The organism is Streptomyces sp. NPDC048514, from assembly GCF_043199955.1.
In the GTDB taxonomy this organism is placed as follows: domain Bacteria; phylum Actinomycetota; class Actinomycetes; order Streptomycetales; family Streptomycetaceae; genus Streptomyces.
The window spans coordinates 211797-224083 of record NZ_JBICWT010000010.1 but is presented as its reverse complement, the minus strand read 5'-3'; the positions used below and the strand labels follow the sequence as shown (position 1 = coordinate 224083).

The following is a 12287-nucleotide window of genomic DNA, read 5'->3' as shown; positions in this document are numbered from 1 at the left end:
ACGTCCGGAAGCACGGTCCCTCCGTCTCTCGCGCCGCCCCGCGCGGTCACGGGCGGCTGGGCACCTCATCGCGTTCCCGGTCGGACCGCGGCCACACGTAGGGCAGGTCGTCGGGTACGCCGGGGAACTCGCACGCGTACACCTCCGGATCCTTGCGGACCAGGGCGGAACGGTGGCTGAGGTGGAAGGCCTCGTCACCGAGCCAGGGCGGCAGCTCCCCGGCGGCCGAGAGCGCCCGCTGGTCACGGACGGGGGCGCCGGGGCGGCACTCGGCGAATCCGGCCACCAGGGAGGCGGCGCAGCTGTCCTGGTGGCCCCGGTCCCGCCACACCCGGCAGACCTCGAGGCCGTAGCGGACCAGCGCCTCCTCGTACCCGTGCCACATGCGTACGGCCGGGTGCCTGCGCCAGCCGTAGCCCGGGACCGTCAGGCCGCGCAGGACCTGCAGCGCCTCGACGCGCTGTTTGCCCAGGCGCCGGCGGTCCAGGAGCAGCGCGCTGCGGTGGAAGTCGGGATCGGGCAGGAAGGTCTGCACGGTCGCCCTCCTTCGGTCGGCCGGGCCCGGTCGGCCGGCTCGTCCGACCGGGTCACGGGCGCTGTGCCGGGGCTCACTTCTTCTTGCGGAGGGCGGACGGCTTGTGCACCGCCGACCTGCCGGACTTGGTGCTGCGGACCTCGTACTGCGGTTCCTCGGGGGATGCGTCGACCGTGCGGCCGGCGGCCTTCGTGCGCCGGGTGATCCGGCGCTCGACCTTCCCTTCGGCGGTGGATCCGTGGCTCTGCCACGCCACCTCTTCGCCCTTGCTCAGCCGTTCGTTGGAGCCCTTGTGGTTCTTGTCGGCCATGACGGTCGTTCCTTTCGCGAGTGCGGTCCCGGCTCACGCCGGACCGGCGGCCTCAGGGGATGCGCCCCGTCGCCGCCCGGTCGGCCTCGCCTCCGGCTCCGAGCAGTCCGGTGGTGACGAAGGGTCCCTCGGCCTCCAGCCGGGGCAGTCTGCGGCGGGCGACGCGCAGTACGACCGGCGGGAGGGCCGCCCGAACCGGCTGGACCAGCCGCAGCCAGGACGGCACGTACACGGCGGTGCGCCGGCGTTCCAGGCCGCGTACGAGCCGGTCGGCGACCACGTCGGCGTCGGTCACCCGGCGGGCCGGCGCGGGCATGGCGGCACGCAGTTCGCGCAGCACGGCGTGCCGGTCCGCGTCGTGCACCATGTCGGTGTCGGTCCAGTTGATGTAGCCGATCCCCACGGCGACGCCCCGGTGGGCGACCTCGGCGCGCAGGGAGTGCGCGAAGGCCTCCGCGCCGGCCTTGGCGGCGCAGTAGGCGCTCATCAGCGGGGCCGCGCCGAGCGAGGCCAGGGAGGCGATCTGCAGGTAGTAGCCCGCCGTCGCGTACAGGTCCGGGAGGAAGGCCATCGCGGTGTGGGCGCTGCCCGTGAGGTTCACGTCGATCACGCGGCGCCAGTCGGCCGGGGCGGTGTCGTCGAAGGGCCCGCCGAGCGCGAGACCGGCGTTGGCGATCACCACGGAGGGCCGCCCCAGCCGGTGGCGCACCTCGTCCGCGGCCGCCCGCAGGGCCGCCAGATCGGTCACGTCGACCTCGATCGCCAGGGCGGGCGTGGGCATCCTCGCCGCGTTCGCCTCCAGCAGATCCTTCTCGTGGCCGAGGAGCGCCGGCCGGGCGCCCCGCCGGGCCACCGCGAACGCGAGCGCGGCGCCCAGCCCGCGGGCGGCTCCGGTCACCACGACGGTTCGGTTCCTCAGGGGGCTGCTGGACACGGGTGCGCCTTTCTGTCGTGCGCCGTCGAGCGTTGTCGTGCGTGGGGACTCTCCGCTCCGGTCTCCGTCGTGCGCCGTCGTGCGTGGGGCTCTCCGCTCCGGCCGGCGTCCCGGCGTGGTCAGCTCTCCGCGCCCGGGGGCAGGAGCGTATGGTCGGGGTGCCCGGGGGTGCGGCGGGCCTCCTTCAGCTCCGCCTCGTACAGGTGGTCCCGGCCCTGGGCGAGTTCGGCGACCACGCTGCGCTCCAGCTCCTGGAAGGGCCGGTAGTAGGTGTCGTTGTAGGCCTCGAGCACCTGGAACGTCCAATGGCCGGGGATGACGTTGCGGCCCAGGATCTCGGTCTCGACCTTGTCGGCCCACTCCGGGTGCCCGGCCTCGCGCAGGAGCCGTACCGCCCGGTCCAGCTCGAGGTCGGCCCCGCCGGTCAGCTGGTGGAAGGCGTAGAGGTGGCCGCGGGCCCGCTCGGTGGTCTCCAGTGCCTTCGACAGCGCTCCGAGGGCTTCGACGGTCTTGTCGTCGACTCCGTGGGGACGCCGGTGCCGGTGATCGGGACCGCCCTGGTACTCGCTCATGCCGCTCTCCGCTCTGTGTCCGGACGCCGCTCCCGCCGGGCCGGCGGCCGCTGGTCTTCGTGAACCCCTTCCCGGTGGGCCGGGCGATCGGATGCGGCGCCGGCCGACGGGCCGTCCGGTGCCGCGCGGTCAGCGCCGGTGTCCGGTCCGGTCCCGGCGGGTCAGCAGCCGCTGGGCGCGGACCAGCGCGGGTGCCCGGTGGGCGCGCAGCGCGGACCGGGCCGCGTTGGCTCCGGGAGCACCGTGCACGCCTCCGCCGGGATGCGCCCCGGCGGAGGCGAGGAACAGTCCGGGCAGGGGGGTCTCGGGTCGCCCCGTGCCGGGTACCGGCCGGAAGACGAGCTGCTGGTGGATGTTGGTGGTGCCCCCGTTGATGGCACCGCCCAGGAGATTGGCGTCCAGGGCCTCGAAAGTCGGCGGCGCGAGGACACGGCGGGCGCGGATGCGGGAGCGGAAGCCGGGTGCGAACCGCTCGACCTGGCGTTCCACACGGTCCGCCATCCGTTCCTGGTCGGCGGGGCGCCACTCGCCGGTGACCCCCTCGTCCCCGGCGTCCGCCCGGATGTCGCGCGGGACGTGGGTGTAGGCCCAGGCCGACTCGGTGCCCTCGGGGGAGCGGGTGGCGTCCGCGGTGGTCATCTGCCCGAACAGGGCGAAGGGCCGGTCGGGCACCTGGTGCATGGCGATCTGGGCCGCGAACCGGGTGAGCTCGTCCATGCCGTCGGCCAGGTGGACCGTCCCGGCCCGGCAGGCCGGCCCGGCCTGCCACGGCACCGGTCCGTCGAGCGCCCAGTCGACCTTGAAGGTGGCGAAGTCCCACTGGAAGCGCCGCAGGTCCTCCATCAGCTGTGCGGGAAGGTGCTCGGGGCCGACGAGCTGCTGGTAGAGGACGGGCACGGCCACGTCCGCCAGCACCGCGCGCTCCGCGGCCACCCGCTCGCCGGCGGCGGTCCGCACGCCCACGGCCCGCCCGTCGCGCACGGTGACGTTCTCCACCCGCTCCCGGCAGCGCAGCTCGCCCCCGTGCGCGCGCAGCCGCCGCACCAGGGCCTCGGTGAGCGCTCCCGCACCGCCGACCGGCACGGGGAAGCCGTACGTCTGTCCCAGCATCGACATCAGCCAGCCGAAGCCGCCGCTGCCCGCCGACTCGGGGGCGAGGTCCGCGTGCAGGGCGTTGCCGGCCAGCAGCAGCCGGCCGCCCTCGCCGCGGAACTCCTCCTCCCCCATCCGGCGCACCGGCAGGATCAGGGACCGCGCCGTGCGCAGACCGCCCGCGGCCCGCAGGGTGCGGGCCAGCCGGGCCACGGACCTGATCGGCGGGAACGGGGTGAACAACGCGTCGAGCAGATCTTCGCGAACGGTCTGCCACAGCGCGAACAGGCGCCGCCATGCCGCTCCGTCGCCGGGTGCGAACGTGTCCAGGGAGTCGGCGGTGACGTCGATCCGCCGGTCCAGCACCGCGCACCGGCCGTCACTCAGGGGATGGGCCAGCACCTGCGGCGCGTGGCTCCAGCGCAGTCCGTGTTCCTCCAGATGGAGCCGGGACAGTACGGGAGAGGCGGCGGCCAGGGGATAGAAGGAGCTGAAGAGGTCGTTGACGAAGTCGGCGTCCACCCCTCGGTCGTGGCGGACCGCGCCGCCGGGCTCCGGTTGTTCCTCCAGCACCTGGACGCTCCACCCGGCGTCCGCCAGCAGGTTGGCGGCCACGAGCCCGTTGGGCCCGGCGCCGATCACCACGGCGTCAGGCATGGTCGGCTCCGGGCCGGCCCGGCGTGCGCGGTGCGGCTCCCTCGCCGCGCTCAGCGTCCTCGCAGGCCGCGGCGAGCCGGGCCAGCATGGCGCGGTGACGCAGCTGGATGAGCACCTCGAATCCCGCGTTGTGGAGGGTGCCGCCCGCTCCCTGGAGCGGGTGCTCGTCCACGATGACCAGGGTGTACCGGCCCCACTCCCGCAGCTCGATGGCGATCCGGGCGGTGCCGAGGAAGCCCGCCTGGGCCTCCAGTTCCAGGACGGAGCCCTCGCGGCAGCGCCGTACGATCGTCTCGTTTCCCACCCGGAACGGTCCCAGCCGGATCTCGTATCCGATGGCGGCCTCCTCCTGCGGCCACCGGCCGCGTTTCGGATACGACGAGGCCGTGCCCACCACCCAGTCCGCGTACCGGCTGCCGTCCGCGAGGACGTCCCACACCGCGGCGGGGCTGGCCTTGATCAGTCGATGACGTACCGCCACTCGGGCCTCCGTTGTCGAGCCGGCGAGGAACCCGCCGAGTTCCCCGGCACCGGGGTGACCAACCATCGGCCATCGGCAGCCACGGCAGTACCTCCCGTCACCGACGGCCGCCGGGCCTCGCCGCGGGCGGCCGCTCCGCGTCGGTACGGGCACGGACCTCCCGTGCCCGTCCACAGGACTGCCTCCGCCGTTGCGTGGGCACCCAGGAACGGCGGTGGAGGAGCACCCGGACCGGTCGGCCCGGTGTCGCGTGCATGGTCCCCGTGAGCCCGCGGCGGGTGGCCTCTGCGGCGGCGAGACGGTACGGAACGGCAGGGAGCGGACATGGGTGACGGACAGGCGCGCGGCGGGGACGGCGGGTGGAGCGCGCGGCTGCGCGCCACCGCCGCCGACGTCTTCGGGTGGGACAGCCTGCGTCCGGAGCAACTCCGCGCCATGGAGTGGATCGTGCGGGGGCGGGACGCCCTCGTCGTCATGCCGACGGGATCCGGCAAGTCCGCCGTATACCAGGTACCCGCGCTGCTGCTGTCCGGGCCCGTCGTGGTGGTGTCGCCGCTGCTCGCCCTGCAACGGGACCAGATCGCCGGGCTGCCCGGCGGAGCCGGTGCCCCGGGTGCCGTCGCCGTGAACTCCGACCTCACCGCCGCGCAGACCGAGGACGCCTGGGAGGCGGTGGCCAGTGGGGCCGTCCGGTTCGTCTACCTGTCTCCCGAGCAGCTGGCCAAGGACGAGGTGATACGGCGGCTGAACGAGGCCCGTCCGGCTCTGTTCGTGGTGGACGAGGCCCAGTGCGTGTCGTTCTGGGGGCACGACTTCCGCCCGGACTACCTGCGCCTGGGGCAGGCGGTGGACCGGCTGGGCCGCCCGCCCGTGCTCGCGCTGACCGCGACCGCGGCGCCCCCGGTACGCCAGGACATCGTCGAGCGGCTCGGCATGCGCCGGCCGCTGCAGCTCGTCACCGGCTTCGACCGGCCGAACATCCGCCTGGACGTCCACCGTCACCTGGACGAGGACGAACGGCGGCGCCTCGTCGTCGAGCGGGCCGCGGCCGAACGCAAGCCCGGCATCGTCTACGCGGCCACCCGCAAGGACTGCGACTCCTACGCCGGGGAGCTGGCCGCCCTCGGGCTCGCCGCGGAGGCCTTCCACGCGGGCCTGCGTGCCGCCGAGCGGCGCCGCGTCCATCAGGCGTTCCTGGCGGGTGAGACGGACGTCGTGGTGGCGACCTCGGCCTTCGGGATGGGCATCGACAAGCAGGACGTACGGTTCGTGCTGCACGCCTCGCTGCCGGGTTCCCTCGACGCCTACTACCAGGAGATCGGGCGCTGCGGCCGGGACGGGGAGCCCGCTCTCGCCGTCCTGCACTACCGTGCCGAGGACACCGGGATGCAGGCGTACTTCCGCTCCCGTACGCCGAGCCGGGACACGGTTGCCGCGGTGGCGCGGGCGGTCCACGCGGAACGGCCCGGGCCCGTGGGGCTGGACGAGCTGCGGCGCGGCGCGGGCCTGCCGCGCGGCAGGTTCACCGCCGCGGTGAACCTGCTGGAGGAGGCCGGCGCCGTCGTCACCGACGACTCCGGCGCGGTACGGCCGGCCGCTGCCACGGCACCCGGTCCGGCGGTGAACCGGGCGGTGCACACCGCCGAGGCGCACAAGCGGGTGGAACGCTCCCGGGTGGACATGGCCAGGACCTACGCCGAGACGACCGGGTGCCGGCGACGTTTCCTGCTCGGCTACTTCGGCGAGGAGTACGCGGCGCCGTGCGGCAACTGCGACGTGTGCGACGCGCCGGGAACCGAGGCGGCCGATGCGCGGGCCGGCCGGGAGCAGCCGGTCCACCCCGCCGTGCGCGACTATCCGGTGGGCGCCTCGGTACGGCACGGCCGGTGGGGGCGGGGTTCCGTGCTGAGCGAGGAAGGGGACCGCATCACGGTCCTGTTCGAGGAGGTCGGCTACCGCACGCTGTCGCTGGAGGCCCTCGCCGACCACGACGGACTGCTCACCGTGGTCGGCGCGCCGGGCGACGCCAGCGGGTAGGACTCGGCCGGTGGGACGGGGCGCTCAGCCGGTCAGGACACCGCTCACGCTGCTGACCGGAACGGTGTCCTCGGTGTGCGGCACCGTCACCCGCACCGGTTCGCCGATGTTCGAGAACGCCGTCGTCACCTCGACCCGGGCCTCGGACAGGCCGAGCGTCATCCGTGTCTGTACCAGTCGTCCGCGGCCGTCGAGCCAGACGTCCGCGAAGGCGGGTAGGTCGTCCCCCACGAGGTCCCGGGCCTGGTCCATCTTCTCGCGTACGTCCTTGGCGAGCCGCAACGTCAGGGCCTTGTGGTCGAGCATGCCCCGGTAGTGCACGGCGCGTACACCGTGGACGCTCTCCTCCCCCACCCGCGAGACACGCTTCATGGCGGACGACTGCCGCAGGACGTGCTCAGGGTCGTTCAGCGGAGCCCGCAGGACGTAATGCGCCTCAGCCTTGTCGCGGGCCGTCGTGCCCCACGTCCCCGGGTCGACGCCGCCCGCTCCGAGGAGGTACACCTTGCCGTCCGCGAAGGTCTCCTCGACGTGAGCGATCCCGCCCTGGGGAAAGTCGACGGCCAGCGAGCCCCGGTCGCGGCCGAAGTCGAACCGGCCGGTGACGGTCACCGCGAAGGTCTCGCTCCCGCCGGTGATCTCGACGCGCTCGTTCAGCCGGGCGCTGGTCCTGGCGGCCCCGGCGAGCGCGGCTCGCACGGCGGAGCCGTGATCGGGCCGGTGCGTGGCGGCCGCGGGCTTGGCACCACCGCCGGCGGCACAACCCGCGCACAGCAACGCGGCGGCGGCCAGCGGCAGGGCGCAACGCATGAACTCTCCAGACGTCAGGGGATCAGGCGCGCCGGAAGCGTCGTCCGGCGCGTCCCGGCAAGGTGGCCGACACAGGGGAAGGAAGTCGAAGGCGTTTTCGAACTCGCGCCCGTAGACGAGGTGCCGGCCGGAGGCGACCTCGGGGCAGCACCGAGTCGGCCGCACCACGGCTTTGGACGAGTCCGTACCGGGACCCTCGGATTGATCAGTTCTTTTCGCTCATACTATAGAGGCAGCGGACGGCTGCCGGGCTGCAGGGGGCTGTCGATCCAACAGGTCGGCAGCGAGCACGCCATCGCCCGCGAGGGGCAGATCGCGTCTCGCCGACGCCTTCCCAGTTGGACGGCTTCATCAGGGTGGGCCGAGCACCTCGGAGGCGCTGCGGGGCTCTGTGCGTGGTTGCTGGTTGAGCTTGTGGCGGGCGATGGAGGAGCGCCGGTAGACCTCCTTGCGGGCCCGCATGATGTTGCCCAGGGGTGCGTGTTCGGCGGTGACCCGCCAGGGTGTGAAGGACAGTGAGTCCATCTTCTCCAGGTTCTCCGGGCCGGAGATGTCCTGCTGCGGCAATCGCAGTTTCGCCACGGTGACGTACGGCGAGAGCTGTTCGGGCCACTCCACGCTGGTGTCCTCCACCGGCATGCGTTGCAGGTCGGTGCAGAGTTGCACCTGGATGTCGAAGGCGTAGGGCCGCTCCTGCAGTTCGGCTTGCAGGGCCGGCCGGAAGACCTCCTCCGCGGAGGTCGGGTCGATGTCGCGTCGGACCACCGCGGCGGCGAAGTCCGGGGCGGGGGTGATGCGGACTTTGGCGATGTGGTCCCCGTGCCGGACCGCTCCCATCGTCCAGTAGCTGGACAGCAGTACGTTGGCCGGACGGGTCTTCGCCAGGCGCAGGAAGGCCAGGAACTCGTCCCACGCCCAGTCGTCCTGGTCCAGGGTTCCCTTTCCGGTCACGAATTCGGTGAAGAAGCGATGTGCTCCGGGTCGGCCCTGGGAGAAGTAGGCCGGTGCGTTCAGGAACAGTTCCTGGATGAACAGGTAGTGCTCGACGGTGTTGCAGAAGAAGATCGGTCCGTTGATGTTGGCGTAGTCGAAGGTGCCGGTGTCCGGTTCGTCTTCCAGCAGGGTGGGGCCGGGGATGTCGAACATCTTCAGTGCCAGTCCGGTGGCGGCACCCAGTCGTGCGTCGGCTCCGGCGTGGGGCGAGCCGTTGGAGAAGCGGATGAGTGCATCGTGGGTTCCCGGGGTGGCGTAGATGCCCTGGGCGTACTCGGGGAGAAGCCCGGCCAGGATCTCCACTTCCCCTCGTACCAGCCCGTAGCCCTTGGCGTGGGCGTCGCGCAGCGCCTGTCCGGTGCCGCCGGCCGTGACCGACTCGGTGATGTAGCTCTCGGTCTTGTCGATCACCTTCTGCAAGTTCTGGTCGAAGTCCGGGTCGTCGTCTTCGACGTCAGGCGTGTAGCGGACGAACTGTGTGGCCATGGCTTCGGCCTCTCCTCGCAGAGCGTGATCGGACCTTCGGTCGAGCGGAATCGCCGTCAGTTCTCCAGGTCTGCGAGCCAGCGCAGGGCACGCAGACCCGGCAGGAAGCAGTACTCGCCGCCGCGGGTGACCACGAAGCTGGGCAGGTTGCGCAGGCGCCGGCGGACCGGCTTCTCCGGGATGGTGCTGCTGCCGGTTCCGCCGTGGTGCCCGGCCACGGGGTCCTGCTCGCCGGGGTAGCCGATGAAGTTTCCGTCGTTGACCCACTCGGCCTTGATGAACTCGAACTGCCGTTCAAGATGGGCCCCGATGAACACCCCGACCAGCCCGCGGTCGGCGCCGTCGTCCTCCAGCACGCCCTCGGGCAGCGGCGGGCCGTAGGTGGTGCCGCGGCGGATGAGGCGGTGCATCCGTGCGTCGCCGATGATCGTGGCATCCCGGGGGTTGGTGCGCCGGACATGCGCACCTGCGGGACACCGGAAGCCTCCGTCGTCGTGCTCCCGGTACAGGAAGTTGTTGACGCGCTGCGGATCGGCCGCCAGTTCCGGATCATCGTGCTCCGGCGCCAGGGTCAGCGGCGCCCCGCTGGGCCAGCGCCCGACCATCTTCGCCGCCAGCAGCGCCTCCTCCTCGGCGCTGGAGCTGTTCGCACGCAGGAACCGGCGCCAGGCCGCCACGTTGGTGTGGATCTTGCGGACGGCCACGTAGGTTCCGTTGCGGCCCAGCACATCGGGGCTGGGGATAGGCGGCAGATTGCCGGTCTCGTCGGGGTAGCCGAGGATGAACTCGCCGGCCTTGAGGGGGGCCTCCTGCGGGTTGGAGCCGGGCAGGCCGACGCCTTCGATGTTCGGATGGCTGATGCCGTCCCGGAAGCCGAAGGTGGTGCGCCCGGTCGGGAGCTGGCGGACCTCCTGCTGCCAGATCACCCGGATACCGGGGGTGTCCTCGTAGGCGACACGAGCCCGTTGCAGTTCCCTCTCGAGCTGCGCCGCGTCGGAGGAGAGGGCGCTCAACGCGATGTGGACCTCACCCGTTCCGAACGGTGCCTCCCAGTGGGCCGGTGCGCTCTCTCCCACGTCGCCGATCAGCGCCGCGCGAGCGGCCATGCCTTCACGAAACGCCCTCGGAAAACTGTCCAGCGACTCCTGGGGCACCCCTAGGGCCTCGAGTCCCTGATAGGTGAACGCCACGGCCACCCAGGCGTCCCGGTTTCGGTCCGCGCTGGTCAGACCACCTGAGGTCAGCGGAAGCAGCCGCCGCAGCAGGGCGCGCCCGGCGTGGCGGTCGTCGACGTGCAGGAAGACGAACTTCCCCTCGTAGGGAACGGGCCGAGGCCGCAGGGCCCCGCTCTGGACGTCGTCGATCTCGACGCGCACGCTCGCCGTGCTGCTGTCCGCGGTGTTCATGATCGGTCGTGCCTCCACATCGGCCTCTGCCCGGGCAGCCCGCCGGCGACCGGCCTCACGGTCGCCGACCGGTCCGTCAGCGCGTCGGCTCCGAGGGTCGTTTGCGCCCTGCTGCTAGGCCGAGGCTTCCTCCAGCAGCTTCTGGAAAGCGGGCGTGGCCACCAGCTCCGCGTTCGCCGGGTTCTCCAGGGCCGAGCGGAACTCGGGGGTGTCCAGCACCTCCTCGAACGCCTCCTCCACACGATGGTCCTTGTAGATCTGCTGAACGGTCAGCTCGGGATAGGCGCTGATGAAGACGTTCGCGGGCGCCTGGTGGGCGACGAACCAGTCCTTCGCCCCCGGATCGTGGATGCCGGGGAACCCCTCGCTGTGCGAGAAGACCCTCTCGAAGCGGGCGCCGACCACCGTCTTGGCGAAGTCGTCGATGTAGGTGTCCCAGGAACCGTCGAAGACGCTGGCGAACATGAACCGGGTGTCGTCGTCGAAGATCACGTGCCGCGCGTCATGCAGGGTGCCGATCTGCCGTACCGCCGCGTGGGCGTCCGCGTCCTGCGCCGCGTCGGCCATCGCGGCGAGGTCCTCACGCAGCGCCTCGGCCTCGCCCGGCTTGATCTTGGTGAAGACGGTGAACTCGCTGCAGACCCCGTCCGACCTGCCCGGGCGCTCGGGGTGAGCAGACTGGGTTCCACCTGTCGTCGCAGTCATCGTGAGATCCTCCTGCTGCGGTCGGTGCGAGGGTCTCCAAGCGCACGACATGGGGCGCCATCGCCCTCACCTGTTCATCGTCACCGTGGATGCGCCGCCTCGCATCTTCGCCCCTGAGCGATGCGAACGCTCAGGGCACCCGTTCGGTCACTTCACTGACCGATGGCCTCGACGCCACGTCCGGGAAGGCAGGAACGCGGGTGCCGCGGGCTCATGCAGGTGGCCTCACCCCGGAGAAGACTCCCGAGGACAGATACGGCCAGGCGCAGGAAGATGGGAGGACCTGCCGGGTACGCCGCCGTCACCCTCTCGGGCAATCGCGTCCGCTCCTCCAGGGCGATCACATCCGCGCGGCCCTGAGAACAACGGCGCAGCCGATCGCGGATCGTCCCGTCACGCCGGTGGCGGCCGGGGCACCTGCTTCCGCCAAGCCTCGCCCACCTGGATCGCCGCCCCCGACTCCCACCCGGAGGCAACAATGGGCAAAGTTCTCGGTGACGTCCTCGGTCTTGCGGCCGGCGTCGCGGTCAGCCCGCTCCCGATCATCGCGGTCATCCTCATCCTCGCCACGCCCCGAGGCCGTCCCAACGGACTCCTCTTCACCGTCGGCTGGATCCTGGGACTCTCGGCACTGGGCGCGGTGATGCTCGCGATCGCCTCCCCCGCGGGAGCCTCCGCCCACAACCAACCGGCCACCTGGGTGGGAGCTCTCAAACTCGCCCTCGGCGTGCTCCTCGCCGTCTTCGGCGCCCGGCAATGGCACCGGCGGCCGAAGGACCCCTCGCAAGCGCAGCTGCCGAAGTGGATGAGCGCGCTCGACCGCCTCGCGCCCGTCAAGATCTTCGCTCTCGGACTGGCCCTGGCCGCGCTCAACGCCAAGAACGCCCCACTGACCATCGCCGCAGGCGCCACTATCGGCTCCGCGGGACTGCCGGTCGGGCAGCAGATCGCATCGCTGGCGATCTTCGTTGTGATCGCCAGCCTCGGCCTGCTGGCCCCACTGGGAGTGTTCCTGCTCGGTGGAGAGCGGGCCAAGACCACGCTCGGAAACTGGAAGGACTGGGCAGCTCAGCACAATGTCGCCGTGATGGCCGTCCTGTTCTTCGTCCTCGGGCTGAAACTGCTCGGAGACGGCATCTCCATCCTCACCTCCTGACGCACCCACCCATGGGCGGTCCGAGCAGAGACGCGCAGCAGGTGGCGTGGTCGGCTGGCCCGGGGGCTCTCACCGCCCGGCCACCCGAGCTTCGGCGCTCGTCGGCCGAGCGG

Annotated in this window: 12 protein-coding genes; 2 read left to right on the top strand and 10 right to left on the bottom strand. The window is 72.1% G+C overall.

Annotated elements, in window-relative coordinates; translation table 11 throughout:
- Nucleotides 1-46 precede the first annotated feature (46 nt).
- The 6 genes from ACGFT2_RS23240 to ACGFT2_RS23215 all read right to left on the bottom strand — a co-directional run bounded on the left by ACGFT2_RS23240 (nucleotide 47) and on the right by ACGFT2_RS23215 (nucleotide 4581).
- Nucleotides 47-535, bottom strand: a complete 489-nt coding sequence (locus tag ACGFT2_RS23240; RefSeq protein ID WP_393281341.1) for an MSMEG_6728 family protein — start codon at nucleotides 533-535, stop codon at nucleotides 47-49.
- A 73-nt stretch (nucleotides 536-608) separates the two neighbouring features.
- Complete coding sequence (locus tag ACGFT2_RS23235; RefSeq protein WP_393281339.1) at nucleotides 609-845, bottom strand: DUF2945 domain-containing protein; 237 nt, start codon at nucleotides 843-845, stop codon at nucleotides 609-611.
- Nucleotides 846-897: 52 nt separating this feature from the next.
- A complete protein-coding gene (locus tag ACGFT2_RS23230; RefSeq protein ID WP_393281337.1) occupies nucleotides 898-1779 on the bottom strand; it encodes a short-chain dehydrogenase/reductase in 882 nt (293 codons plus the stop codon).
- Between the two features lie 119 nt (nucleotides 1780-1898).
- Entirely contained in the window at nucleotides 1899-2351 is a 453-nt protein-coding gene (locus ACGFT2_RS23225) for a hypothetical protein (protein ID WP_393281335.1), read from the bottom strand.
- A gap of 129 nt (nucleotides 2352-2480) precedes the next feature.
- Nucleotides 2481-4100 (bottom strand): phytoene desaturase family protein, encoded by a 1620-nt coding sequence (locus ACGFT2_RS23220; protein ID WP_393281333.1) that lies wholly within the window; start codon nucleotides 4098-4100, stop codon nucleotides 2481-2483.
- Nucleotides 4093-4581: an SRPBCC family protein gene (locus tag ACGFT2_RS23215; protein WP_393281332.1), complete on the bottom strand. Its 489-nt coding sequence runs from the start codon at nucleotides 4579-4581 to the stop codon at nucleotides 4093-4095. The genes ACGFT2_RS23220 and ACGFT2_RS23215 overlap by 8 nt, the downstream gene beginning before the upstream one ends.
- A 324-nt stretch (nucleotides 4582-4905) precedes the next feature.
- On the opposite strand from ACGFT2_RS23215, the gene ACGFT2_RS23210 reads away from it, so the two are divergent.
- Nucleotides 4906-6618: a RecQ family ATP-dependent DNA helicase gene (locus ACGFT2_RS23210; protein ID WP_393281330.1), complete on the top strand. Its 1713-nt coding sequence runs from the start codon at nucleotides 4906-4908 to the stop codon at nucleotides 6616-6618.
- A 24-nt stretch (nucleotides 6619-6642) separates the two neighbouring features.
- Here ACGFT2_RS23210 and ACGFT2_RS23205 read toward each other — a convergent pair whose 3' ends face one another.
- The 4 genes from ACGFT2_RS23205 to ACGFT2_RS23190 form a co-directional block, all read right to left on the bottom strand.
- Nucleotides 6643-7428: a hypothetical protein gene (locus ACGFT2_RS23205; protein WP_393281328.1), complete on the bottom strand. Its 786-nt coding sequence runs from the start codon at nucleotides 7426-7428 to the stop codon at nucleotides 6643-6645.
- A 351-nt stretch (nucleotides 7429-7779) separates the two neighbouring features.
- The gene (locus ACGFT2_RS23200; RefSeq protein WP_393281326.1) at nucleotides 7780-8907 is read right to left on the bottom strand and encodes a catalase family protein; all 1128 of its coding nucleotides are present in this window, start codon (nucleotides 8905-8907) and stop codon (nucleotides 7780-7782) included.
- Nucleotides 8908-8963: 56 nt separating this feature from the next.
- Nucleotides 8964-10313 carry a Dyp-type peroxidase gene (locus ACGFT2_RS23195; RefSeq protein ID WP_393281325.1) on the bottom strand — a complete coding sequence of 450 codons (1350 nt, stop codon included), beginning with the start codon at nucleotides 10311-10313 and terminating at the stop codon, nucleotides 8964-8966.
- Between the two features lie 114 nt (nucleotides 10314-10427).
- On the bottom strand, nucleotides 10428-11018 hold the full coding sequence (locus ACGFT2_RS23190) for a hypothetical protein (protein ID WP_393281324.1): 591 nt from the start codon (nucleotides 11016-11018) through the stop codon (nucleotides 10428-10430).
- A gap of 478 nt (nucleotides 11019-11496) precedes the next feature.
- Between ACGFT2_RS23190 and ACGFT2_RS23185 the strand changes: the two genes are divergently transcribed.
- Nucleotides 11497-12174 carry a GAP family protein gene (locus tag ACGFT2_RS23185; protein WP_393281322.1) on the top strand — a complete coding sequence of 226 codons (678 nt, stop codon included), beginning with the start codon at nucleotides 11497-11499 and terminating at the stop codon, nucleotides 12172-12174.
- Nucleotides 12175-12287 lie beyond the last annotated feature (113 nt).

Bases quoted from the DNA above. Each gene is read 5' to 3' on its own strand.
- ACGFT2_RS23205 (WP_393281328.1), bottom strand. From the start codon at position 7,428: ATGCGTTGCGCCCTGCCGCTGGCCGCCGCCGCGTTGCTGTGCGCGGGT.
- ACGFT2_RS23235 (WP_393281339.1), bottom strand. From the start codon at position 845: ATGGCCGACAAGAACCACAAGGGCTCCAACGAACGGCTGAGCAAGGGC.
- ACGFT2_RS23195 (WP_393281325.1), bottom strand. From the start codon at position 10,313: ATGAACACCGCGGACAGCAGCACGGCGAGCGTGCGCGTCGAGATCGAC.
- ACGFT2_RS23185 (WP_393281322.1), top strand. From the start codon at position 11,497: ATGGGCAAAGTTCTCGGTGACGTCCTCGGTCTTGCGGCCGGCGTCGCG.
- ACGFT2_RS23220 (WP_393281333.1), bottom strand. From the start codon at position 4,100: ATGCCTGACGCCGTGGTGATCGGCGCCGGGCCCAACGGGCTCGTGGCC.
- ACGFT2_RS23210 (WP_393281330.1), top strand. From the start codon at position 4,906: ATGGGTGACGGACAGGCGCGCGGCGGGGACGGCGGGTGGAGCGCGCGG.
- ACGFT2_RS23190 (WP_393281324.1), bottom strand. From the start codon at position 11,018: ATGACTGCGACGACAGGTGGAACCCAGTCTGCTCACCCCGAGCGCCCG.
- ACGFT2_RS23200 (WP_393281326.1), bottom strand. From the start codon at position 8,907: ATGGCCACACAGTTCGTCCGCTACACGCCTGACGTCGAAGACGACGAC.
- ACGFT2_RS23225 (WP_393281335.1), bottom strand. From the start codon at position 2,351: ATGAGCGAGTACCAGGGCGGTCCCGATCACCGGCACCGGCGTCCCCAC.